The 23091-nt window shown below is 63.3% G+C and carries 19 protein-coding genes and 1 pseudogene; 3 read left to right on the top strand and 17 right to left on the bottom strand.

What is annotated here, in order from left to right:
- Nucleotides 1–17 precede the first annotated feature (17 nt).
- The 7 genes and pseudogenes from BN1120_RS06965 to BN1120_RS06935 form a co-directional block, all read right to left on the bottom strand.
- The gene (locus BN1120_RS06965; protein ID WP_042015315.1) at nt 18–1154 is read right to left on the bottom strand and encodes a tetratricopeptide repeat protein; all 1137 of its coding nucleotides are present in this window, start codon (nt 1152–1154) and stop codon (nt 18–20) included.
- The gene (locus BN1120_RS06960; RefSeq protein ID WP_042015314.1) at nt 1151–2041 is read right to left on the bottom strand and encodes an ExeA family protein; all 891 of its coding nucleotides are present in this window, start codon (nt 2039–2041) and stop codon (nt 1151–1153) included. The genes BN1120_RS06965 and BN1120_RS06960 overlap by 4 nt, the downstream gene beginning before the upstream one ends.
- A gap of 151 nt (nt 2042–2192) precedes the next feature.
- A complete protein-coding gene (gene mshL / locus BN1120_RS06955) occupies nt 2193–3869 on the bottom strand; it encodes a pilus (MSHA type) biogenesis protein MshL (protein ID WP_010672620.1) in 1677 nt (558 codons plus the stop codon).
- A gap of 69 nt (nt 3870–3938) precedes the next feature.
- Entirely contained in the window at nt 3939–4268 is a 330-nt protein-coding gene (locus BN1120_RS06950; RefSeq protein WP_042015443.1) for a SctD/MshK family protein, read from the bottom strand.
- A 28-nt stretch (nt 4269–4296) separates the two neighbouring features.
- Nucleotides 4297–4944 carry an MSHA biogenesis protein MshJ gene (locus BN1120_RS06945; protein WP_042015312.1) on the bottom strand — a complete coding sequence of 216 codons (648 nt, stop codon included), beginning with the start codon at nt 4942–4944 and terminating at the stop codon, nt 4297–4299.
- Nucleotides 4944–5536, bottom strand: a pseudogene (locus tag BN1120_RS06940) (PilN domain-containing protein). The gene BN1120_RS06945 and the pseudogene BN1120_RS06940 overlap by 1 nt, the downstream one beginning before the upstream one ends.
- Nucleotides 5536–6399 carry a hypothetical protein gene (locus BN1120_RS06935; protein WP_042015309.1) on the bottom strand — a complete coding sequence of 288 codons (864 nt, stop codon included), beginning with the start codon at nt 6397–6399 and terminating at the stop codon, nt 5536–5538. The pseudogene BN1120_RS06940 and the gene BN1120_RS06935 overlap by 1 nt, the downstream one beginning before the upstream one ends.
- A gap of 120 nt (nt 6400–6519) precedes the next feature.
- Here BN1120_RS06935 and BN1120_RS06930 point away from each other — a divergent pair, with 120 nt between their 5' ends.
- Entirely contained in the window at nt 6520–7434 is a 915-nt protein-coding gene (locus tag BN1120_RS06930; RefSeq protein ID WP_042015307.1) for a 1-aminocyclopropane-1-carboxylate deaminase/D-cysteine desulfhydrase, read from the top strand.
- Here BN1120_RS06930 and BN1120_RS06925 read toward each other — a convergent pair.
- Nucleotides 7431–9350, bottom strand: coding sequence for an EAL domain-containing protein (locus BN1120_RS06925; RefSeq protein WP_042015305.1), 1920 nt, complete (start codon nt 9348–9350; stop codon nt 7431–7433). The genes BN1120_RS06930 and BN1120_RS06925 overlap by 4 nt on opposite strands.
- Nucleotides 9351–9863: 513 nt before the next feature.
- Between BN1120_RS06925 and BN1120_RS06920 the strand changes: the two genes are divergently transcribed.
- A complete protein-coding gene (locus BN1120_RS06920; RefSeq protein WP_042015442.1) occupies nt 9864–11399 on the top strand; it encodes an EAL domain-containing protein in 1536 nt (511 codons plus the stop codon).
- Nucleotides 11400–11550: 151 nt separating this feature from the next.
- Entirely contained in the window at nt 11551–12648 is a 1098-nt protein-coding gene (locus BN1120_RS06915) for a calcium:cation antiporter (protein WP_010672612.1), read from the top strand.
- A 192-nt stretch (nt 12649–12840) separates the two neighbouring features.
- Here BN1120_RS06915 and hutH read toward each other — a convergent pair whose 3' ends face one another.
- The 9 genes from hutH to ftsE all read right to left on the bottom strand — a co-directional run bounded on the left by hutH (nt 12841) and on the right by ftsE (nt 22877).
- The gene (hutH, locus tag BN1120_RS06910; RefSeq protein ID WP_010672611.1) at nt 12841–14373 is read right to left on the bottom strand and encodes a histidine ammonia-lyase; all 1533 of its coding nucleotides are present in this window, start codon (nt 14371–14373) and stop codon (nt 12841–12843) included.
- A gap of 1 nt (nt 14374) precedes the next feature.
- Nucleotides 14375–16078: a urocanate hydratase gene (gene hutU, locus BN1120_RS06905; RefSeq protein ID WP_042015303.1), complete on the bottom strand. Its 1704-nt coding sequence runs from the start codon at nt 16076–16078 to the stop codon at nt 14375–14377.
- A gap of 45 nt (nt 16079–16123) precedes the next feature.
- Entirely contained in the window at nt 16124–17062 is a 939-nt protein-coding gene (gene hutG / locus BN1120_RS06900; RefSeq protein ID WP_042015300.1) for a formimidoylglutamase, read from the bottom strand.
- The gene (hutI, locus tag BN1120_RS06895; protein ID WP_039040413.1) at nt 17055–18290 is read right to left on the bottom strand and encodes an imidazolonepropionase; all 1236 of its coding nucleotides are present in this window, start codon (nt 18288–18290) and stop codon (nt 17055–17057) included. Before hutI ends, hutG begins: the two co-directional genes overlap by 8 nt.
- Nucleotides 18291–18446: 156 nt before the next feature.
- Entirely contained in the window at nt 18447–19151 is a 705-nt protein-coding gene (gene hutC / locus BN1120_RS06890) for a histidine utilization repressor (protein WP_041212197.1), read from the bottom strand.
- 10 nt (nt 19152–19161) lie between these two features.
- The gene (gene can / locus BN1120_RS06885; RefSeq protein WP_010672606.1) at nt 19162–19821 is read right to left on the bottom strand and encodes a carbonate dehydratase; all 660 of its coding nucleotides are present in this window, start codon (nt 19819–19821) and stop codon (nt 19162–19164) included.
- Nucleotides 19822–19948: 127 nt separating this feature from the next.
- Nucleotides 19949–20803: an RNA polymerase sigma factor RpoH gene (gene rpoH, locus BN1120_RS06880; protein WP_029313526.1), complete on the bottom strand. Its 855-nt coding sequence runs from the start codon at nt 20801–20803 to the stop codon at nt 19949–19951.
- Between the two features lie 452 nt (nt 20804–21255).
- Complete coding sequence (gene ftsX / locus BN1120_RS06875; protein WP_029313524.1) at nt 21256–22209, bottom strand: permease-like cell division protein FtsX; 954 nt, start codon at nt 22207–22209, stop codon at nt 21256–21258.
- Complete coding sequence (gene ftsE / locus BN1120_RS06870; protein ID WP_010672603.1) at nt 22209–22877, bottom strand: cell division ATP-binding protein FtsE; 669 nt, start codon at nt 22875–22877, stop codon at nt 22209–22211. Before ftsE ends, ftsX begins: the two co-directional genes overlap by 1 nt.
- Between the last annotated feature and the right edge of the window lie 214 nt (nt 22878–23091).

Here is a 23091-nt window from a genome sequence, read left to right as displayed (position 1 = left end):
TCGAACTGCCGCTTTAATCAATGGGTCAGTTGGCCAATTCGTTGTTCAAGCCATTGGGTGGAGGCCTCCCCCAGATTGCCGTGCAACTGGGCATTGCGATAGGCATCCAGTGCCCGCTGACGGTGTCCCTGACCATCCTCCGCCACCCCCAGTCCTAGCCACCAGCGCCCCTGATCCGGCTGCTGGCGCAACAGCCTGACGTACATCTCGGACGCCTGGACAGGCTGCCCCAGCTCCTGGGCAAGACCGGCCCAGGTGGCGTAATAATCCAGATTGCTGGCAATATCGGGCTGATAGCCGGTGAGCCAGTCCAACGCCTTCTGCCGATCCCCGCCGCTGATGGCCACACGGGCCAGCAGCAGACGCAGGTCCGCCTGCGCGGGATCCAGCCTCAGCCCCTCTTCCAGCACCTGGGCGGCCTCGGTCAGCCGTCCGGCGCCATAGAGCAGGCCCGCCAGCTGTTCCCGCGCCCCCTGGTTGTGGGGATCGTGGGCCAGCACCTCGTAGTAGCCATCCTGCGCCTCCTCCATCCGTCCCTTGGCCATGGCCGTGGTCGCCTTGCGCTCGGCCAGGGTGGCCAGCTCGGCGTCGGAGAGTTCCACTGTCTCGATCTTCAGGATCCCGGGTTTGCGCGGCGCGGCGGGTGCAGGCGCCTCTTCGGCGCTCTGCTCAGCAGCCAGCTCGGCATAGAGGTCCGGCTGCAGCTCCTCGTCGCTCGGGATCGTCTCGTCCCCCAGCGCTTCCTGCGGATTGCCCTCATCGGCGAGCACGGCCTCATCGGCCGGGACCTGCTCGGCTGCGGAGGAGGCCACTCTCGTGGCAGTCGACTCGGCACCGGCGGCGGGCACCTTTGCCACTGGCGCGGCAGAGGAGACCGCCTGCGTGGTGGCCACCACCGCCAGGGGCGCGGATGGCGCCGCCGCAGGGGCAGTGCGGAGGGCCTCGACCTGCGCCGCTGGCAGGGAGGCTCGCTGGCTCTGCTGCCAGAAGATCCAGGTGCGCCAGCCGAGGATCCCCAGGGCCAGGGTACACAGCAGGGTCAGCACCAGCATCCACCAGCCTTGCTGGCGCACCGGCGCCACATAGACGGCGGCGCCCTCGGCCTCTTGCTGACGCCTATCCAGATCTTTCAGCATCTGATTGATCACGCTCATGACCAGACTCCATACGCCAGGGCAGTGCCCAGCAACAACAACAGGGGCCACCAGAGGGTGAGACGGCCACGGCGGGCATCATCGGTATCCCGGATGGCGAGCCGGACCAGGGCGCTGTCGATCCGCCGTACACCGCGGCCATAGGCCAGCATCAGGCACTTCTGCGCCAGTATGTTGATGAGGCGGGGAATGCCGCGGGATGCGCGCCACAGCCTGCGCAGGGCGCGGCCATCGAACAGGGCGGACCCGCGATAACCGGACACCTGCAGCCGGTACTCCAGATAGGCCCGGGTCTCGTCGAGCCGCAGCGGCCGCAGGCGGTAGGAAAAACCGATGCGCTGGCGCAACTGGCGAAGACGGGGCTGCCCGAGCCTGGCATCCAGCTCGGGCTGGCCGAACAACACGATTTGCAGCAGCTTGCTGGATTCGGTTTCCAGGTTGCCAAACAGCCGGATCGCCTCCAGGGTCTCGTCCGGCAGGGCTTGCGCCTCGTCGATCAGCACCACCACCCGACTCCCCTGCCGATGCAGGGAGATCAGATGGCGGTGAATACGATCCGTGAGATCCAGCTCGCTCTCCCCCGCCAGCGTCAACCCCAGCTCCAGGGCCAGGGCCGTGCGCAGCTCCCCCGGAGTGAGATGGGGGTTGGGCAGCCAGGCCAGGCGCACCGGGCAGGCCTCGGAGCCGAGCTCGCTCAGCAGTTTGCGACAGAGCAGGGTCTTGCCGGTGCCGACCTCGCCGGTCACCTTGATGAACCCCTCCCCCTGGGAAAGCGCCCAGTTGAGCACCTGCATGGCCTCCTCGTGGGGGGGCAGGCCGTAATAGAAACCGGTGTTCGGGGTCAGGCCGAAGGGAGCCTCCCGCAGTCCGAAGTGGCTCAGATACATGCACCCTCCCGGCCAGAGTCCAGGGCGCGCAGCCGCAGACAGCCCCGGATCAGCGACATGGCGCCACCGCCGTCGGGCAGGGCAGAGTGGCGGCAGCCGGGAGGCGCCGCCACATGGGAGAAGGAGTGCTCAACAGGCGCGTCATCCCGGATCAGCCCTTGGGGGGATACCATTTGTCGAGCAGCTCGGAGGAGCGTTGCAGCTCTTTCTGCCAGGTGTCCTTTTCCACCACGGTGGGCTTGAGCAGGATCACCAGCTCCACCTTGCGGTTGCTCTCCCGGCGGTTGGTGAAGGCCTCGCCGACCCAGGGGATGTCACCCAGCAGGGGCACCTTGCTGACAATCTCCTGCCTGTCGGTCTTCATCAGACCACCGATGACGATGATGTCCCCATTGTTGGCCTGCACCACGGTATCGGACTCGCGGATGGAGCTCTTGGCCAGCGGCAACACCAGGGGATCGGCGGTGCCGACGTTGATGGTCTTGCTCTGCTCCTCGGTGTCGATGACGGAGGGGTGGATATGCAGCAATACCTTGCCCTGCTCGTCGATCTGGGGCGTCACGTCCAGGGCTATCCCCGAGAAGAAGGGGGTCAGCTCCACGTTCGGGGTGACGATGGGGGCCGAAGTCCCCGAGGTGGTGGTGGTGGTCGAGGCGTTGGTGACGAAGTATTCGTCCGTCCCCACCTTGATCACCGCTTTCTGGTTGTTGGTGGCCGTCACGCGCGGGCTGGAGAGGGTGTTCACATCCCCCTGGGTCTTGAGCAGGCTGACCGCGACGTTGAAGTTGCCATCGGAGATGGTGAAGCCGGCGCCGCCCCCCAGAGCCCGGAAGATCTGGTTGGGGGTCGAAGCGATGGGGCTGTCCATGAGGGAGCCGCCCCCCGTGATGCCCTTGCCGCCGTCCCAGCTTGCGGAGAGGCCGCTCCAGTCCACCCCCTGCTCGTAACCCTCGTTGAGGGACACTTCCAGGATCCGCGCCTCCAGCACCACCTGGCGCTTGAGGTGTTCGCCGGACTGGTCCAGGAACTCGCGCACCGCCTTGAGCTCCTTGGGATAGGCACGCACCGTGACCAGGCCCGCCTGGGGACTGGTGATGACGGCCCGCCCTTCCCCTGTGCCGATCAGGGTCTGCAGGGCATCCCGCAGATCGGTCCAGTAGTCGTTGTTGCTGTCCGTCTCGATGCGGGTGCCGTTGCTGTTGGTGTTGTTGTCACCGCTGGCGGTGTTGCCCTGGCTGTTGTTGTTGCCACTGTTGTTCAGGCCGTTGTCGAAGTTGTTGTTATTGCCATTGTTGTTGTCGTTGGCCGTCACCCCGCCTGTGCTCACCGAGGTACGGGAGAGACCGCGCCGGGCCATCATCAGGTAGTTGACCGGAATGGTCTCGGTACGCAGACCGGCGGGATAGACGTGGAACACGTTGCCCTTGCGCTGCACATCGAAGCCGTACATGTCGCCGACGGTCGCCAGCGCCTCCTGCAAGGTCACATCCTTGAGCTCTACCGAAATGACGCCCGCCACACCGGGATGGACCGCCACGCTGTAGCGGGAGCCCTTGAACAGGGAGCCGAAGAACTCCACCGCGTCCACGTCATGGGCCGCGATGCGCATCCGCTTCTCGGGAATGGTCATCGGCTGCTGGGGACGATTGAGCTGCAACAGCTCGCTCTGCACCGAGGGCGGCAGGGAAGTCAGGGGGGCGGTCGGGCTCTGCTCGCTCATCGCCTGCTTGAGTGCATCTTTGGCCTGTACCGGCTCGGGGTGACGATAGGTAGTGCAACCCGCCACCGCCAGCGCGAGGGGAAGCAGACAAAAAGGGTGTTTTTTCATGTTATTCGTGCACCTGACTCGCTAAGAAACTCGACAAACCTGGCCCGCACCATCCGTGCGACACCCACTTCACATCCGGATCTTGCTGCCAAACAGGGTCAGTGTCTGGCGTTTGCCCGCTTTTTCCAGCACCACGCTGTCGGCGCTGATCCCCACCAGCCGGAATCCGTTGACCTGCTGGCCGACCCGGTAGCTTTGACCGTCGAGCACCGCCAGGGCGGGCCCGCTCCCCAGGATGACGCTCTGCAACCTGGGCAGACCGGCCTCCTTGGCGACACTCGCCGCCGAGCCGGATCCCGCCAGGGGCAAGGTGGGATCCTGCAGCACCTCGGCCTGGGCCTGCAGCGCAAGCAGGCTCCCCCACAGGGCCAGCCAGCGCCAGGATGGGAAGGCAAAAATGCGGGATCCCGTCCCGCCGACATGCCGCTTAACCACGGATGAACTCCTTGCTGGTGCTGAGGGTGTAGATCTCCATCGCTACCGCCGCCTTGGGATGCTCGACCACCCGGTAGTCAAAGCCCTTCCAGTAGAAGTGGCGAGGCAGGGCTTCGAGCGCTTTCAGGTACTGGTAGACATCGAAATAGCCGCCCTCCAGCTGAAGCCGGATGCCGTGCCTGAACAGGTTCACCTTCTGCTCCCCGGCCATCAACGGCTCGGGCTTGAGGGAGGTGAGCGCCAGCATATGCAGGTTGGCGGAGCGGGACAACAGGGCTTCCAGCACCGCGGGCATTTCGTGGGCGGGGATCAGATCCACCGTCTGAGCCAGCAGCTCGGCATCCATCTGGCGCAGAGTGGTCTCGACACCGGCGAGCTGCTCGCGTACCTGAGCATCGGGATCCCGCCCCAGCCTGGCCTGCTTGCCCTGGTTTTCCAGGGTCAGGATCTCCAGATCCCGCTGCGCCGCAGCCAGGGCCAGCCGATCCTGGCCCAGCCGGGTGTCGGCGTCATCCAGCCAGCCATAGATGCCCATGGCCCCGAGCAGCACGACCCCGGTCAACAGAATGAGGATCCGCTCACGCAGGCTGAGGGCTGCGATCTGCTGCGCCCATCCCTGCCATTGTGCCTTCATGTCCATCAGGGAGTCTCCCGCGCTATGCCACTGAGCTGGAAGGCAAGCTGGCCCTCCTTGTCCCGACTCAGGGTGAGCTCGCCAAACTGCTTGCCCGCCAGGGAGGGGGTCTGCTTGAAGCGGTTCACCCAGGCGGGCACGTCCTGACTGCGTTCGGCCACGCCCGCGAGGTTGATCCGCCCGTCGCTTATTTCGATCCGTTGCAGGGAGAGACGGGGATCCCGCAGGCGGGCCAGGTCCGCCATCACCCCCGCATAACCCTGGGATTTTTGCAGGGAGAGGTGGCCAAGCTGCTGCATCAGCGCCTGTTTGGCCCCCAGCTCTTCCCGCTTGTCGGCCAGTTGCCGCTGCAAGTCTGCATTCGCCAGATGGCGCGCCAGCTCCGCATCGAGACGCCTGGCCTCGCCGCGCTGCACGTCGAGCTGTGCCCGCACGCCAGCCAATTCACGATCGAGGCCCTGCTGTTGCCAGCCATAGAAGAGGGTGGCCCCCAGCAGCAGCACCAGGACGCCGCCCAGACCAATGCCATCTGGGGCAGGCTGGCCCACAGACGTCTTGGCCGGAATTCGGCGCCATAGAGGTTGATATGGTGTTTCATCAGTCGCTCCTGCCCAGGGCCGCGCCATAGGCACTGAGGTATTCGACTCCTGCCAGTACCGCCTTGTTTGCCATGGCCGACACCGGGAAACCGAATGTCTGTTCCAGGTGACGCACCAGTACCCCCATGGCGGAGGAGGCGATGGCCAGTTGCAACTGGCCGGGCTCGGGCAGCTTGAGATGGCCGGCCAGATAATCGATGGATCGCTGGATCTCCAGCGCCAGCGCGTCGAGCTGGTCGGCATCTGGCTCATGGCTGCCGGTGAGGCTCGCAAATCCGCGCAACTGGCGGGAGAAACAGAGTCCGCCCCGATGGAAGACCAGCAGTTGCAGCTCCTGCCCCCGGGGTTGCCAGAGCAGCATGCGCACCATCTGGTCCGCCTCGTAGAGGGCCGTCATGGCCAGCTCGTCACTGACGATGGCCTCCAGGGTCGCCGCGCCGTTGACCGCATCCGCCACCTGCTGCACCCGGCTCTTGGACATGCAGACAACGTTGATGCGCGGACGCCCGGCAGGGGGCGTCGGCAGGTCCACATAATCCATGGCGAGCTGCAACACCGGCTCGTTGACGAAATCCTTGATGGCCCAGGGCAGGGCCCCCGCCATCTCGGCATCGGGGACGGCGGGCTTGTCGATCTGGATCTGCTGATAAAGGCTGGCCGCGAGGGCCACCCGCACCTTAGACTTGGCCAGACCGTGCCGGGAAAACAGCTCGGCCAGGGCCTTGGACCAGTCGTGGGGGCCGTTGACAGGCTGGCTGGCAAACACGGGAACGGGGTCCACGCAGGCCAGCAGAATGCGATCGCTGGCCAGCAGGATCCCGACCTGATGACTGGAGGGAGAACGCCTGAACAGTGACTTCATCTGGATCTTCACCTGGCCGCGTAAAACGGACTAAACCTTAACATAAACAGGCTATTAGCCTCCAACTTTATGACAAACGACGCATCGACGGCCACGCTGGCACCCACGGGAGACGATCCCATGGCTCCCCTTCAGCTCCCCTCCCCCCTGCACCGGATCCGGCATCCTCTGCTGGCCGCCCATGACGTCACGCTCTGGTGCAAGCGGGACGATCTGATCCACCCGACCCTCTCCGGCAACAAGTGGCGAAAGCTCAAATACCATCTGCAACAGGCACAGATGCTGGGCAAGGGCCACATCCTCTCCTTTGGCGGCGCCTACTCCAATCACATCCACGCCCTGGCCGCAGCAGGACTCAGACTGGGAGTGCGTACCACGGGCATCATACGCGGTGAAGGGGATACCGTCAGCAATCCCACCCTGAAAGCGGCCAAAGGCTGGGGCATGGATCTCGTTTTTGTCGACCGCCAGGACTATCGCCGGCGCCAGGATCCCGAATGGCTTGCCCGGTTCGAGGATGACGACACCCTGCTGGTACCGGAAGGAGGCAGCAGCCCGCTGGCCATCCCCGGAGTGGCCGAGCTTGTCGACGAGGTGCCCTTCTCGCCGGATCTCTGGGTGCTGCCCTGCGCCAGCGGCGGCACCCTGGCGGGGCTCATCGCGGGCAAGCGGGCGCAGGAGCAGATCCTGGCCATCGCGGTGCTCAAGGGGGCCGACTTCATCACCGGCGAGGTATGCCGGTTGCATCCGGCAGCGGCCACCACTCCGGGCTGGCGCATTGCGCTGGATCACCACGATGGCGGCTATGCCAGGTTCAGTCCGGCACTCTGGCAATGGGTGCAGGCATTCAGTGCCGAAACCGGCTTGCCGCTGGAACCCATCTACAGTGGCAAGGCGATGTGGGGGCTGTTTCGCGAACTGGCGGCAGGCCGCATTGCGCGTGGCAGCAAGATCATCTTCATCCACACAGGTGGCTTGCAGGGGCTGGCGGGCCTGCAGGAGCAGGGCCGCCTGTCACCCCGGCCGGGACGCTAGTCAAGCAGGTTGAGGGGCTCGGGGTCGGCAAACCAGGGACCTTGACCGGCATGCACGCCCAAGTGTCGCAGCATCTTCCACTCGTCGCCACTCTCCACCCCCACCGCGATGACCCGGGCCTGGGTATTGGCACAGCCCCCCACCAGACTGCGTACCGCCATCTGGTTGACTTGGCGCAGGTGGATCTCCCGCACCAGGCTGGGGTGCAGCTTGAGGAAGTGGATCTCGAACTCCTTGATGTACTGGGTGCTCACCACGTCCTGGCCCGCATGATCGATGGCAAGCCTGCACCCCAGCATGCGCATCGCCCGAAGCGGCCGCTTGAGGGCCTCGTAGTGGCGGGTCACCTGGGACTCCGACAACTGCAGGATCAACCCCTCGTTGGTACTGCGCGGCAACTGGAACAGCTCGAAGAAGAGCTCGCGCTGGAACTCGCGGGTGAGCAGATTCTGGGCGCACAGAGAGAGGCTGATGGGGCAGCTCGATGCCGGTCGCTGGCGCAGCAGTCGCAAGGCTCGGGCCACCACCAGCCTGTCCAGCGGCAGCAGCAGACCGGCCTTCTCCGCCATGGGCATGAAGACCCCCGCCTGCAGCTCCCGGCCCTGCTCGTCGTGAAGGCGGATGAGCAGCTCCTGCTGCAACACCACCTGATCCCGCTCCTGCTGCACAGGCTGGACGTAGAAGTCGATGCCCTGCTCCTCGATGCGACGGCTGATCAGGGTGCGCCAGCGCACCGTTCCCTTGCTGCTCGCCTCCTCGTTGAGGGATTTCTCGAACAGGAACCAGCCGCTGTGTCCTTGCAGGCGCGCGCTCTTGAGCGCCAGCTCCGCCTCTTCCTGCACCTTGAGCAGGGAATCCTGTGCCTGATAGCAGACCGCACCGAGATAGACGGCGGTGTCGGCATTGACCGCTTCGGGCCAGTGCAGTCGTTGCAGACTCTTGAGCAACTGGCTGGCGCCGTCCACCATCTCGCTCTCTGACATGTTCGGCAGCAGCACGGCAAAGACCTGACCGGCATAGCGCGCCTGCAGGGCTCCGCTGTGCTTGCGCACGAAGGCGGCGATGGTGGCGCTCGCCTCCATCAGGAGTTCCTGGCTCGGGCGCCCGCTCAGCTCGGGATCCAGCTCCTCCAGACCGGCCAACTCGATCAGCAGCACACCGCCGCTGATCACGCTTGCCTCCATGATGGCGCTCTCCAGCCGGTTGTCGAAGAAGAGGCGGTTGCCGATGCCCGTCGTCTTGTCGACGAAGGCGTTGCTGCGGATGAAGTTGTCGAAGCGGCTACGCTCCTTGCGGGCGTCGGCCAGCTCGGTCAGCAGATGGGTGAGGGCCTGACTGGCCGAGACAGGCCACTCTTCGGCAGGATCATGGGCCAGCTTGGTCAGCTTGCCATCCAGGATCAGCTGGGCACGCTCCGCCAGCAGCTCGGCACCGCGCAACTGCTGACGCAGCCAGCGGATGGAGTACCAGAGCCCGAACACCACGATGAAGATACCCAGAGAGATGCCGAACATCGCCTTCATGGAGTACTCGAACTCCTTGAACGGCCTGTCCAGCTTGAAGTCGGCCCGCATCCCGGCCTGATTGGGGATCGCCTCGCTGTAGGCGATCAGCAGGCTCTCGTCCGTCTGCTGCTGCACGTCGCGAAACCAGTAGACCCGCTGCTTGTCCTGACGGATCTCCAGCTCCACCACATGGGAGGCCCGCAACAGGGAGGGCAGCCAGCGGGCAAGGGCTTGCTGGTCATCGGTCACCCCGAGCTGCTTGTCGATGATCTCCACCAGGGAGTCGACCCGGTTCTGCTGCAGCTCCATTCCCATCTGGCGGAAACTGAAGACCCCGCCGAGCATCACCATGGCCATGGCCGAGATCACGCACAGCGTAATAAAAGAGACGAGTTGAGTGGTCAGTTTCATGTGCCTTTCCGTAGCCGACAGCATCCATAGGGCATCATGGTATCAGCCCAGACCAAACGCCGCCTATGGATGAAGATCCCGCTTCTGCAAATAAGCGGGTGGATGCGTCATGCGGCGCCGTTGTGCGGGCCGCACAAGAGGCATCAAGGGAGAGAACGAGGGGACACAGGCTGAGGAGCGGACAGAAAAATGGTCCCACAACGGGGACCAAAAGAAACACTCATATCAAAACTAACACTCTGTGCTACTGACAAAAATAGATACAGGAGTATTGAACACACGGTGAGTCAAACCGCACCGCTACTTTAGCCACTTCAGATAAGCTGGACAATTGTCATTTATGACAGGTCAGCGATTGAATCTTGTTCAGGTGTGTAGCCATATCCTTTATTTATCAATTAATTATCGTTTTTGTTCCAAGTGCGACCAACTTGGCTCAAATCGATGCAGCTAATGCTATGATGCTTGAGTCTCAATCGGGTTGTTTCATTTCATGGAAGAAGGATGCTCACCATGTCAGCACGATCTCCGCTATGGATTCCTCTGGCCCTCTTCTGTGTGCCCCCGCTGCTGATGCTGTTGCTCACCCCCCTGTTGAGCGACAAGCTGGCTCACCACCTGCTGCAGACAAAGGAAAGGGCTCTGCTCGACTACCTGCAGGAGCGCAACCAGCTCCTGGATCACGATGTCCCCGCTCAACTCGCCCACTTTGCCTTCGATTGCGGCCCCACAGACATGGCGCTGTTGCGCTCACCCCAGTATTACAACCGCCATATTCGCCTGGCCGGCCTGCAGCTTGCCAACGGGAGCGGCTGCTCCACCCTGGGCCCCGCCCTGCCCCAGCTTGCCGACGCCGGCATACCGGCCTCCCCCGACTTTCATATATCCAGCACGGCCCCCATGTTCGATACCGAACGCGAAACCCTGGTCTATGCGAGACGCAACGGCAATCTGGCCTATTGGGTGCTCGACAGCAGCTGGAGCCATGAGCTGCTGCGCACCCCCTGCAACGACTGTTTCTATCTGGAGTTCAACCACAAGCACCCGACCCAGTCCGGGCTCTTTTTCCCCCGTGGCAACAAGCACATTCGAGAAGAGGCAAACCCGATGCGGCTGCTCAGTTTCGACCCCCAGCATCAGGTGGAGCAGACCCTCTGGGCTGGCGAGGCACTGAAACGCTACGCCCGCTCACAGATACACCGCGATGGCCTCTGGTCGGCCGGGGCGCTGGGGGCGCTGCTGGCGGCCCTCTACTGGAGCCTTAGAAACTACCGGCGCTCCCTCAAAGGATTGCTGCAAAGAGGGCTGGCTCGGCGGGAGTTCATCCCCTTCTATCAGCCCATAGTGGACAGCAGAAACCGAAGGGTGGTGGGATTCGAGGCCTTGCTGCGCTGGCAGCGAGGACGGGATCTGGTGTCGCCAGGCACCTTCATCGCCTATGCGGAGGAGCAGGGGCTGATCCTGCCGATGACGGATCAACTGCTGGAGCGCATCCTGGCGGATCTCCCCGTCCTGGCCCCGCACCAGTGGGTCAGCGTCAATCTGGTGGCGGGCCATATCGAGCAGCCTCGTCTGCGCACCCAGTTGCAGCGCCATGGCTGGCCCTCGCCGGCCCGCCTCACCTTCGAACTCACCGAGCGGGATCCCATCAAGCACATCCAGGGGGCCATGGCGGAGATCGCAGCTCTGCAGGAGAGGGGCTATCACTTCAAGCTGGATGACTTCGGCACCGGCTATGGCGGCTTTGCCTACCTGCAACGGCTCGGCATTCGCCAGATCAAGATCGACAAGATGTTCGTGGATACCATAGGCACGGACGACCTCAAGCGCAGCGTGCTGGATGCCACCATCGCCTTTGGCCTCAAATCGGGCATGGAGATGATCGCCGAAGGGGTCGAAACCCAGGAGCAGGTGGATTATCTGCATCGCCACGGAGTCCACCTGATCCAGGGCTACGTCTATGCCAAGCCCATGCCCCTGAGCAAACTGAAGATCTGGCTGATGGCATGGCAAGAGGGCGAGACAACCAGCCCCTCCGACCCGCACTGAGGCGGTATCTGCCCCGCCTCTCACCCTTTGCAACAAAATGATGCTCCGCATGAGGAGCATCTCCCCTTATCATGGGTCTGTGCACCTTGGGTGCACCAAGTCGCTCCATACCCCGTCGGCCGAGGCCGCCCCGAGATGAGAACCACTGCCTATGAAGTCTTTTATCCGACAAGAGATTGCTCTGCCTGCCGGTCTGCTGACCCTGCTCTTCTTCAAAACCCTGGGGAGCGACCTGCTGGCAGAGACAACCCCCCTTGCGGTCTACCTGCCGGTGTCGCTGGCCCTGCTTGCCATCGTGACCTGGGCCATCTTCTCCGTCGTGCGTCACTCTGACGCCCTCGCCATCAAGCTCGGGGAACCCTTCGGTACCCTGATCCTGACCCTCTCGGTCATCTCCCTGGAAGTGGTGATGATCTCCTCCGTCATGCTGACCGGCGATCCCAATCCCACCATGGCCCGGGACACCATGTTCGCGGTGGTGATGCTGGTCACCAACGGTCTGGTGGGCTTCACCCTGCTGTTTGGCGGCTGGCGCTATCACACCCAGAACTTCAATCTGGACGGGGTCAAATCCTATCTGGTGGCCATCATTCCCCTGGCACTGCTCTGTCTGGTCCTGCCGAACTTCACCCAGGGCGGCACTCTGGGCAGCCTCTCCAAGGCCATGTCATGGATGCTGATCATCATCTCCATCCTACTCTATGGTGTCTTCCTGCTGATCCAGACCCGCAGCCACAGCCACTTCTTCGTCGACAGCGATCACGAGGATCTCGAGGATCACCACGGCCCGCTGCAGAGCAACGTCTATCACACCCTCTTGCTGCTCGCCTACCTGGTGGTGGTGATCCTGCTGGCCAAGACCCTGGCCATCCCCATCAACTACGGGGTGCACGTGATGGAAGCCCCGATGGCACTGGGTGGTTTCATCGTCGCCTGTATCGTGCTGGCTCCCGAAGCGGTCGGCGCCATCAAGGCGGCCTTCAACAACCAGTTGCAGCGGGCCATGAATCTCTACTTCGGCTCCGTGCTGGCCACCATCGCCCTCACGGTACCCTCGGTGCTCTTCATCGGCTCCCTGATGGGGCAGGAAGTGCGCCTGGGCCTCTCCCCTGCCGACATGGTGCTGCTCATCACCACCCTCATGGTCTGTAAAGTGACCTTCAGCAGCGGCCGCACCCACGCCCTGCACGGCGCCACCCATCTTGTGCTGTTTGTCGTTTACCTGTTCCTGATGTTTGAACACGGATAAGGCTGCCAGCACTCACCCCAGTGCTGTTCGTGGTTTATCTGTTCCGGATGTTTGAACACGGATAAAGCCGCCGCCTCTGTCTGCTGCCACTCTGCGCAGCGCACTTCCGATGGCCCCGACGCGAGGCGCGGGAGACGAAAATGAAAAGACCGCCCCATGGGCGGTCTTTTTTATGGTTGCTCAGGCTCCAATTCAGAGGCTGGGCAGGGTCCCTGCCGGGATCAGGTCGTTGTAGCTGGCACGGCCCAGCAGGGCGGCGGCCGCCTCGATGTCCGGTGCAAAGTACCTGTCCTTGTCATAGAAGCTGACCTCTTCCCGCAGACGGCCCTTGGCCAGCTCGATGAGCTCGGTGGAGCGCAGGGGAGCGCGGAAGTCGAGCCCCTGGGCCGCTGCCAGCAGTTCCACCGCCAGGATGCCGCGGGTGTTCTCGGCCATGTCCGCCAGCCGGCGACCGGCGAAGGTGGCCATGGAGACGTGGTCCTCCTGGTTGGCCGAGGTGGGCAGGCTGTCCACCGAGGCCGGGTGGGCCAGGGTCTTGTTCTCGGAGGCGAGCGCCGCCGAGGTGACCTGGGCGATCATGAAGCCGGAGTTCACGCCGCCGTTGTTCACCAGGAAGGCCGGCAGGCCGGACATGCGCGAGTCGATGAGCAGCGCCATGCGCCGCTCGGACAGCGACCCGATCTCGGCGATGGCCAGGGCCAGGTTGTCGGCGGCAAAGGCCACGGGTTCTGCGTGGAAGTTGCCGCCGGAGATGATCTCCTCATCCTCGGCAAAGACCAGGGGGTTGTCGGAGACCGCGTTGGCCTCGCACACCAGCACCTCGGCGGCCTGACGGATCTGGGTCAGGCAGGCACCCATCACCTGGGGCTGACAGCGCAGGGAGTAAGGATCCTGCACCTTCTCGCAGTTGTGGTGGGACATGCCGATCTCGCTGCCGTCCACCAGCAGGTGGCGGTAGCAGGCGGCCGCATCGATCTGGCCGCGCTGGCCACGCACCTCGTGAATGCGGGCATCGAACGGACGGCGGCTGCCGAGGGCCGCTTCAACGCTCATGGCACCGATGGTGATGGCACCGGCGTAGAGATCCTCGGCATGGAACAGCCCTTCCAGCGCGAAGGCGGTGCTCGCCTGGGTGCCGTTGAGCAGGGCCAGCCCCTCTTTCGGCGCCAGGGCGATGGGCTCCAGTCCTGCAATCTTCAGGGCAGTGGCGGCGTCGATCAGCTCGCCCTTGTGACGGGCCTTGCCTTCACCGATCAGCAGGCAGCTCATGTGGGCCAGGGGCGCCAGATCGCCGGAGGCGCCGACGGAGCCCTTCTTCGGCACCACGGGGTAGACCTCGGCGTTGATAAGGGTCATCAGGGCCTCGAGCACCGTCAGCCGGATGCCGGAGAAGCCACGGGCGAGCGAGTTGACCTTGAGCACCATCATCAACCGCACGGTGGCGTCATCCATGTACTCGCCAATCCCTGCCGCATGAGAGAGCACGATGGAGCGTTGCAGCTCGTCCAGCTGCTCCACCGGAATGCGGGTGTTGGCCAGCAGGCCAAAGCCGGTGTTGATGCCGTAGACCACCCGGTTTTGCTCGATCACCTTGGTGACCACGGCGGCGGAGGCGTGGATCCCCGCCAGGGCAGCCGGATCCAGGCTGACGTGTACCGGCTCGCGGCTGACACGACGCAGGGTGGCGAGGCAGAGTTTGCCCGGTTGCAGATTGAGTTCGAACATCTTATTTCACCCCTTTGCCGGTGGCGTCGATCATCGGCAGATCCAGTTTCGCCTCATGGGCACAGTTGATGGCAATCTCGTAGCCGGCGTCGGCGTGACGCATCACCCCGGTGGCCGGGTCGTTGCGCAGCACGCGGCCGACCCGCTTGGCGGCATCGTCGGTGCCGTCACAGACGATCACCACGCCGGAGTGCTGGGAGAAGCCCATGCCCACACCGCCACCGTGGTGCAGAGAGACCCAGGTCGCGCCGCCGGCGGTGTTGAGCAGGGCGTTGAGCAGCGGCCAGTCGGAAACGGCGTCGGAGCCATCCATCATGGATTCGGTCTCGCGGTTCGGGCTCGCCACCGAGCCGGAGTCCAGGTGGTCACGGCCGATGACCACGGGGGCCTTCAGCTCGCCGTTCTTCACCATCTCGTTGAAGGCCAGGCCCAGGCGCACCCGATCCTTGACGCCAACCCAGCAGATCCGCGCCGGCAGGCCCTGGAAGGCGATGCGCTCGCGGGCCATGTCGAGCCAGTTGTGCAGGTGGGGATCGTCCGGGATCAGCTCCTTCACCTTCTGGTCGGTCTTGTAGATGTCTTCCGGATCACCGGAGAGGGCCACCCAGCGGAACGGGCCAATGCCCTCGCAGAACAGCGGGCGGATATAGGCCGGCACGAATCCCGGGAAGTCGAAGGCATTCTTGACCCCCTCTTCCAGCGCCATCTGGCGGATGTTGTTGCCGTAATCGAGCGTGGCGGCGCCGCGGGATTGCAGGGTCAGCATGGCTTCGACCTGACGGGCCATGGAGCGGCGAGCCGCCACGTTGACCTCGTCCGGTGCGCTCTTTTGCAGATCGCGCCATTGGGCCACGCTCCAGCCCTGGGGCAGGTAGCCGTGTACCGGGTCATGGGCGGAGGTCTGGTCGGTCACCACGTCCGGCGTGATGCCGCGAGCCACCAGCTCGGCGAAGACGTCGGCGGCGTTGCCGAGCAGGCCGACGGAGACGGCGGTGCCGCTGCGTTTGGCCTCCTCGATCATGGCCAGCGCCTCATCCAGGCTGTGGGCCTTCTTGTCGACGTAGCGGGTACGCAGACGGAAATCGATACGGGTCTCGTCGCACTCCACGGCGATCATGGAGAAACCGGCCATGGTGGCGGCCAGGGGCTGGGCACCGCCCATGCCGCCGAGCCCGCCGGTCAGGATCCAGCGGCCTTTGGGTTCACCGTTGAAGTGCTGGTTGGCCACCGCGAAGAAGGTCTCGTAGGTGCCCTGCACTATCCCCTGGGTGCCGATGTAGATCCAGGAGCCGGCGGTCATCTGGCCATACATCATCAGACCCTTTTTATCGAGCTCGTTGAAGTGCTCCCAGTTGGCCCAGTGGGGCACCAGGTTGGAGTTGGCGATGAGCACCCGCGGCGCATCCTTGTGGGTCTGGAACACCCCGACCGGCTTGCCGGATTGCACCAGCAGGGTCTGATCGTCCTCGAGCCGGGTCAGCACCTCGACGATCTTGTCATAGCAGGCCCAGTTGCGGGCGGCGCGGCCGATGCCGCCGTACACCACCAGGGACTGGGGATGCTCGGCAACATCCGGATCCAGATTGTTCATCAGCATCCGCAGTGGCGCTTCGGTGAGCCAGCTCTTGGCGGTCAGCTGGGTGCCGTGGGGAGCACGGATCACGCGGCTCGGATCGTGGCGGGGATCCTGGTGTTGTACAGACATAGACACTCCTTGTTTAGCGATGCAGTCAGGCGGCGCGGTGCGCCACTACTTGGTCAACTGGTGAACCAGGCGCGCGGCCACGCGGGCACTGCGGTTGTCCTGATCCAGGTTCGGGTTGTACTCGGCCAGATCGGCGAGCCTGAGCTTGCCGCTGGTCCGGATATGGGCGATGAGCGGTTCGATGACCGCCAGCTCCACGCCGCGAGCGGCGGGAGCGCTGACTCCCGGCATCACCGCCGCCGGCAGCACGTCGAGATCGATGGTGAGATAGAGGTGGTCGCAACGGGCGATGAAGGCATCCAGCCCGCCTAGCAAGGCTGGCAGTTCGGTCGGCGTCATCGCTTCGTCCAGCACGTGCCAGACTCCCAGCGCCTCGGCGCGGGCAAAGAGCGCCGCGGTATTGGCGGTTTCGGCCACCCCGAGACAGGCATAGTGAAAGGGGGTGCCCTGGGCGGCGCACTGCTCGGCAATCTGGAAGAAGGGGGTGCCCGAGCTCGCCTGCTCCTGTTTCATGCGCAGATCGAAGTGGGCGTCGAAATTGATGATCCCGACCCGCCCTTCGCCGCCAAGATGACGGTTCAGGCCGCTCCAGCTACCAAACGCCACCTCGTGGCCGCCTCCCAGCACCAGGGGGAAGTGCCCCTGATCCAGCGCACTCGCGACCCGCTCGGCCAAGCGCCCGTGGGCGGCATCGAGATCGCCGTCCTCACAGGCCAGATCCCCGCCGTCATAGACGGGGGCGCCCAGGTGCCAGGCCGTGTTGGCCAGCAGCTTGCGCAGCGCCAGCGGTGCACCGGCCGCGCCTACTCGTCCCTTGTTGCGGCGGACCCCTTCGTCACAGGCAAAGCCGAGCAGCACCACGCCGGGTTCGCGATTCTCCTGCCAGGGTTGCACCCTGTCGTGCCAGCGCAGGGCCAACTCACCGTCTTCGGGATCCTGACGCCCCTGCCAGACCGACATGTCGATCCCGTTGAACTTATCCATGAAGGGTTTCCTCCCCGTTGACCACACGGCTCACCAGCTGATCGACGCCGATGAGGTAGCTGAGCTCGGCCGGATGGCCGCAGTTCCAGACAAGGAAATCCGCCAGCATGCCGACCTTGAGCTGCCCCAGCCGTTCCTGCTCGCCAAGCGCCCTGGCGGCGTGGCGGGTCACCCCGGCCATGGCCTCCACCGGAGTCAGACCAAACAGGGTGCAAGCCATGTTCATGGCCATGCGCAGGGAGACGATGGGGGCCGTGCCCGGGTTGATGTCGGAGGAGACAGCCATGGGTACCCCCGCCTTGCGCAAGGCGGCGACCGGGGGCAGCTTGGTCTCCTTGAGGAAATAGAAAGCGGTGGGCAGCAGGGTGGCGACCACGCCACGGTGGGCCAGCGCCTGGATCCCGTCCTGATCCAGATATTCCAGATGATCCACCGAGAGGGCGCCGAAGTGGGCGGCGAGCGTGCTGCCCCCCAGGTTGGAGAGCTGATCCATGTGTCCTTTCACCGCGAGGTTGTATTGATCCGCCGCCAGATAGACCTGCTCGGTCTGGGCAAGGGAGAAGCCGATGTGCTCGCAGAAGACATCCACCGCATCCGCGAGACCTGCCTCGGCCGCCGCCGGGATGATCTCCTGGCAGATGGTCTCGACCCAGGAGTCGGGATCGTCGCGATACTCCGGCGGCACCGCATGAGCCGCCAGCAGCGTGGTCTTGACCCGGATGGGCTGCGTCTCTCCCAGACGACGGGCCACCCGCAACATCTTGAGCTCGTCTTCCAGGGTGAGGCCGTAGCCGGACTTGATTTCGACTGTGGTGACCCCTTCCCGGATCAGGGACTTGATCCGCGGCAACGCCAGCTCATAGAGCCGCTCCTCGCTGGCTGCCCGGGTGGCGCGCACCGTGCTGATGATACCGCCCCCCTTGCGGGCAATCTCCGCATAGGGGACTCCCTTCTGGCGAAGTTCGAACTCTTCGGCGCGGCTGCCGGCGAAGATGAGGTGGGTGTGACAATCGATAAGACCGGGGGTGACCAGCTTCCCCTTCATGTCCTGCCAGGAGGCGGCATAGGGGCCCTTGAGATCCTGCATGGGGACCAGAGCGTGGATCTTGCCATCCCGCACGCCAAGGGCATGGGGCTCCAGCAGGCCGTAGTCCGCCAGATCGGGGCGCAGGGTGGCGGGTGTCACGTTGAGCCAGACCCGCTCGCAGTTCAACAGTTCCTTGTTCATACCGACCTCTAAATGTATATACAATAATTTATAGTCGATCTCAGAAAAGAAAGAAAGGATCAAGTTCACATCTTGATAACAGCGGCTTTATTAGAGTGTAAGCACAAAAAAGCCCACCGAGAGGTGGGCTTTTAAATGCTTAATTTGTATATACAACTATGCGAGGCGCGTCTTGGAGCTCAGCTTGTAGCGGGAACCCGGCGACAACAATCTGGCATAGGAGACCAGACAGCCGTCTGACCAGGTGCGCCGGTGCAGCAGCAGGCAGGGGGTGTCGACCCTCACTTGCAGCAGTCCGGCTTCACCAGCACTCGGCAACACGGCTTCTACCACGTGCTCCATCTCGGAGAGGGGGCAGATCTCCATCAGATAGCTGTTTGGCGTCTGCTGGGTGAAATCCTGCTCGCCATAGCCGGGCAGTCGCTCGGCATCGACGAAGCGCTCCTCCAGTTGCAGCGGCTCCCCATCGGCCTGATGGACGATGAGGCTGTGAAAGGTGGGCGCCCCGACCCGCAGGCCCAGACGCACCGCTACTTTCTCGTCGGCGGCCTGACGTTGCAGCCGGATCACCCGCGCGCTGTACTCGCTGCCCCGCTCGGCGATCTCGTCGGCGATGTTGCGAATCGCCAGGAGCGGCGACTCGGTACGCCTGTCGGCCACGAAACTGCCGGATCCGGCGGTGCGCACCAGCCAGCCTTCGGCCACCAGCTCACGCAGCGCCTTGTTCACCGTCATGCGGCTCACGGCAAACTGCTCGCACAGGGCGGCCTCGGTCGGGATCCGGTCGCCCGCCTGATAGTGGCGTTCGCGGATCCCGTCCAGGATGTGCTGTTTTATCTGAAGGTAGAGCGCAGGAGCCACCGGCTGGTCCTCAGCGGCGACGATGGGGCGGACGCATGTCCGGCCAGGCGCGATAGACGTCCGGGATCTGGTCAGGGCCGCTGATGCAGAGATCGAGATCGTGCAGCAGGCCATCCTTGATGCCGTAGATCCAGCCGTGCACCGCCAGCTCCTGCCCCTTGCGCCAGGCATTCTGGATGATGGTGGTGTGGCAGACGTTGGCGACCTGCTCGGCCACGTTCAGCTCGCACAGGTAGTCAAAGCGCTCGTGCTCATCCTCGATGGCTTCGAGCTGTTCGCCGTATTTGAAGTAGACGTCCTTGATGTTGCGCAGCCAGTTGTCGATGAGACCCAGCTCCTGGTTCTGCATCGCAGCCTTGACCCCACCGCAGCCATAGTGGCCGCAGACGATGATGTGCTTCACCTTGAGCACCTCCACCGCGTATTGCAGCACCGAGAGGCAGTTGAAGTCGGTGTGCACCACCAGGTTGGCGACGTTGCGGTGGACAAAGACGTCCCCCGGCAAGAGCCCCATCAGCTGGTTGGCGGGAACCCGGCTGTCGGAACAGCCGATCCAGAGGTACTCGGGTGCCTGCTGGGCGGACAGGGTAGCGAAGAAATTGGGATCCTCGGCCTTGATCCGTTCCGCCCACTCGCGGTTGTTGGTAAACAAGTCGTTCAACAGTTTCACTTCTGCTCTCCCTACTGTGGCAGTGGCGGCAACATACCATACACAAGGGTAACCAAGGCAAGGCCGACCAGATCCCCGCAAAACAAAAACAGGGCCATCAGGCCCTGCTTCTTACCGGAGGAGGCCGTCAGGCATCCATGGCATCTTTCAGCTTCTTGAGCGCGTTTTTCTCAAGCTGGCGCACCCGCTCGGCGGAGACGCCGTAAGTATCGGCCAGCTCCTGCAGGGTGGTCTTGCTCTCGTCATCGAGCCAGCGGGCACGGATGATGTGCTGGCTGCGCTCGTCCAGGGTCGCCATGGCCGCACTCAGGCGACGGGTGGCATGGCTGTCCCAGTTGTCGTTCTCGATGTTCGCGGCGAGATCGGAAGATTTGTCTTCCAGATAGTGCACCGGCGCGAAGCCACCCTCGTCTTCATCGTCACCGACCAGGTCGAAAGCCTGATCGTAATTGCTCATGCGCGCTTCCATCTCGGTGACGTCGGCAGCGGATACCCCGAGGTCGGCAGCCACGGCCTGCACCTCTTCGTGGTTCAGCCAGCCCAGACGCTTCTTGGACTTGCGCAGGTTGAAGAACAGCTTGCGCTGGGCCTTGGTGGTCGCCACCTTGACCATGCGCCAGTTGCGCAACACATATTCGTGGATTTCGGCCTTGATCCAGTGCACGGCGAAGGAGACCAGACGCACGCCCACGCTCGGGTCGAAGCGTTTGACGGCTTTCATCAGGCCGATGTTGCCTTCCTGCACCAGATCGGCCTGAGGCAGGCCATAGCCGGAGTAGCTCTTGGCCACGTGAACGACAAAACGCAGGTGCGACATAACGAGCTGGCGTGCAGCTTCGAGATCGCCATCCTGCTGCAGACGCATCGCCAGTTCGCGCTCTTCCTCTGCGCTCAGCACAGGGATCGAGTTGACGGCCTGGATATAGCCTTCCAGACTACCTTGCGGAATCAGAGCCATAGTGCGTTGCAATGAAGTTCCCATGTTCTACCTCTTACTTTTCAATCGAATCAGTCTAACACCCTGAGAAGACGTGTCTACCGACCAGGTATCATTCTGCGTGCTGCATCATACATCACCCCAGCATGAACCCGGCCTATCTTAGGCTGACGGCATGAATCATAAATGAACAGTCAAAAAAAAGGGGTCACAGTAAAGGACCCCTGAAAAGTAGCATGCTAAGTCCATTGTTGCGGAGCTCGCAACCTTCACATGCTTGCCAAGTCAGACGAGCAAGGCATAGGGGCCATACCCGTATTCATTCTGCTGCAGTCAATAGACCATTGATAAATCAAAAGGTTCAGAGGATCCACATATGATCCTCGGCGCAGACACCATTCAGATTACTCTGAGAAAGTGGCCCGTGCCAGAAACGGGCCACTCTTTTACTTGATCCAGTTCGCAAAATCCAGCGCTTTAAAATGCTGACAAATTAATCAGGACGGTTCTATGTCGCGAATGTGCCTGTGCACCGAGAACCAGGAGGCGATCAACCCCAGCAGGGCGCCCAGCAGTATGAGATTGAAGCCGTCGAACGCCCCCATCCCCACCAGACGGAAGTTGCTGTTGTAGAGCCCCGCCAGCTCCTTCACCACCCCCTCGCTCCAGATCACCATCACCTCGGTCAGCCACCAGGCCAGCATGCCGCCAATGACCCCGAACCAGATGCCGGTATAGAGGAAGGGACGGTGGATGAAGGCATCGGTCGCGCCCACCAGCTTGAGCACTTCAATCTCGGAACGCTGGTTCAGGATATTCAGGCGCAGGGTGTTGCCCACGATCAGCAACACGGCGGAGAGCAGCAACACCGCGATACCTGTAATGGTGTGGCGCAGCAGGTTCATGATCCCCTGCAACCGGGTCAACCACTGCAGATCCAGCTTGCCCTGCTCGATACCGGGCTCGTTCTCCAGCTTGGCGAGCAGCTCGGCGGCCCCTTCCGGATTCTGCCAGCGCGGATCCGGGATCACGCTCAGCACCGGCGGCAGCGGGTTGCTGTCCAGATAATCCAGGGCATCACCGAAGCCGGAGATCTCCCGAAATTCCCTGAGCGCCTCGTCACGGTTCATATAAGTGACAGACTCCACTTCCGGATAGAGCAGGATCCGCTGCTTCATGTCGAGGATGCTCTGCTCCGGCAGATCCTTGCGCAGATAGAGGGAGATCTGGGAGCTGGTCTGCCAGCTCCCCTCTACCACTTCGGCATTCTTCAGCAATACGTGGAAACAGGAAGGCAGCGCCAGACTCACGCCAAGCACCGCCAGGGTCATCAGGGAGGCGAGCGGGTTGCGCCACAGCTCACCCAGGCTGGCAAAGGCCTGACGCACGTGATCCACCCCATACATCATCAAGCGACGCAACGGCGGCTGTTTATGACGAACAATAGCCATCAGCGATCCTCCCCGGACGAATACATGCGACCCGCCTTGAGGGTCAGGGTGCGGTAGCGCATCCGGGCGATCAGCCCCAGATCGTGAGTGGCAATCAGCACGGAGACGCCGAAGCGGTTGAACTCCTCGAACAGGCGCATGATGTCCATGGAAAGCTGGGGATCCAGATTGCCGGTCGGCTCGTCCGCCAGCAGCAGGGGCGGCTTGTTGACGATGGCGCGGGCGATGCCGACCCGTTGCTGCTCACCACCGGAGAGCATGCGCGGCTGGTAGCGCTCCTTGCCGAGCAGCCCGACCTTGTCCAGCGCCGCCGCCACCCGCTTGTTGATGTCCCCATGGCTGTAGCCATCGATCACCAGGGGCAGGGCGACGTTGTCGAACACGGTACGATCCATCAGCAGGCGGTGATCCTGGAAGATCATGCCGATCTGGCGGCGCACGTAGGGGATCTGACTGCGCTGGATGTGGCTGACGTCATCGCCGTGGAAGAAGACGCGGCCGTCGGTCGGCCGTTCCATCACGCTGATGAGCTTGAGGAGGGTACTCTTGCCCGCCCCCGAATGGCCGGTCAGGAAGGCCATCTCCCCCTTGCGCAGGTGAAAACTGACCTTTTGCAGCGCTTGATGACCGCCACTGTAGACCTTGCTGACCTTGTCAAAACGAATCATAACGGTTCCCTGAGATTGACAAACCCCGACCGGGATAAAGCATGGGGCGCTCACTCCCCCGTACCGGCACAACACCTGGATGACAACACCGCTCACAACCATGCCGCGTGTCATCCTTGTCCGGATGAGCCATGCCTGCGCCCTCATAGTGACATACCCCGACCGGAGTCGGGGTATGGAACACGTGCTTGTCACGGCCGGGCCGGCTCATGTC

The sequence above is a fragment of the Aeromonas caviae genome, assembly GCF_000819785.1.
Lineage (GTDB): Bacteria > Pseudomonadota > Gammaproteobacteria > Enterobacterales > Aeromonadaceae > Aeromonas > Aeromonas caviae.
This window is presented reverse-complemented; position numbering and strand designations above follow the sequence as displayed.

What these genes read in the sequence shown, in the direction of transcription:
- BN1120_RS06965 (WP_042015315.1), bottom strand. Translation starts at nt 1,154, where the DNA reads ATGAGCGTGATCAATCAGATGCTGAAAGATCTGGATAGGCGTCAGCAA.
- BN1120_RS06960 (WP_042015314.1), bottom strand. Translation starts at nt 2,041, where the DNA reads ATGTATCTGAGCCACTTCGGACTGCGGGAGGCTCCCTTCGGCCTGACC.
- mshL (WP_010672620.1), bottom strand. Translation starts at nt 3,869, where the DNA reads ATGAAAAAACACCCTTTTTGTCTGCTTCCCCTCGCGCTGGCGGTGGCG.
- BN1120_RS06945 (WP_042015312.1), bottom strand. Translation starts at nt 4,944, where the DNA reads ATGGACATGAAGGCACAATGGCAGGGATGGGCGCAGCAGATCGCAGCC.
- BN1120_RS06935 (WP_042015309.1), bottom strand. Translation starts at nt 6,399, where the DNA reads ATGAAGTCACTGTTCAGGCGTTCTCCCTCCAGTCATCAGGTCGGGATC.
- BN1120_RS06930 (WP_042015307.1), top strand. Translation starts at nt 6,520, where the DNA reads ATGGCTCCCCTTCAGCTCCCCTCCCCCCTGCACCGGATCCGGCATCCT.
- BN1120_RS06925 (WP_042015305.1), bottom strand. Translation starts at nt 9,350, where the DNA reads ATGAAACTGACCACTCAACTCGTCTCTTTTATTACGCTGTGCGTGATC.
- BN1120_RS06920 (WP_042015442.1), top strand. Translation starts at nt 9,864, where the DNA reads ATGTCAGCACGATCTCCGCTATGGATTCCTCTGGCCCTCTTCTGTGTG.
- BN1120_RS06915 (WP_010672612.1), top strand. Translation starts at nt 11,551, where the DNA reads ATGAAGTCTTTTATCCGACAAGAGATTGCTCTGCCTGCCGGTCTGCTG.
- hutH (WP_010672611.1), bottom strand. Translation starts at nt 14,373, where the DNA reads ATGTTCGAACTCAATCTGCAACCGGGCAAACTCTGCCTCGCCACCCTG.
- hutU (WP_042015303.1), bottom strand. Translation starts at nt 16,078, where the DNA reads ATGTCTGTACAACACCAGGATCCCCGCCACGATCCGAGCCGCGTGATC.
- hutG (WP_042015300.1), bottom strand. Translation starts at nt 17,062, where the DNA reads ATGGATAAGTTCAACGGGATCGACATGTCGGTCTGGCAGGGGCGTCAG.
- hutI (WP_039040413.1), bottom strand. Translation starts at nt 18,290, where the DNA reads ATGAACAAGGAACTGTTGAACTGCGAGCGGGTCTGGCTCAACGTGACA.
- rpoH (WP_029313526.1), bottom strand. Translation starts at nt 20,803, where the DNA reads ATGGGAACTTCATTGCAACGCACTATGGCTCTGATTCCGCAAGGTAGT.
- ftsX (WP_029313524.1), bottom strand. Translation starts at nt 22,209, where the DNA reads ATGGCTATTGTTCGTCATAAACAGCCGCCGTTGCGTCGCTTGATGATG.
- ftsE (WP_010672603.1), bottom strand. Translation starts at nt 22,877, where the DNA reads ATGATTCGTTTTGACAAGGTCAGCAAGGTCTACAGTGGCGGTCATCAA.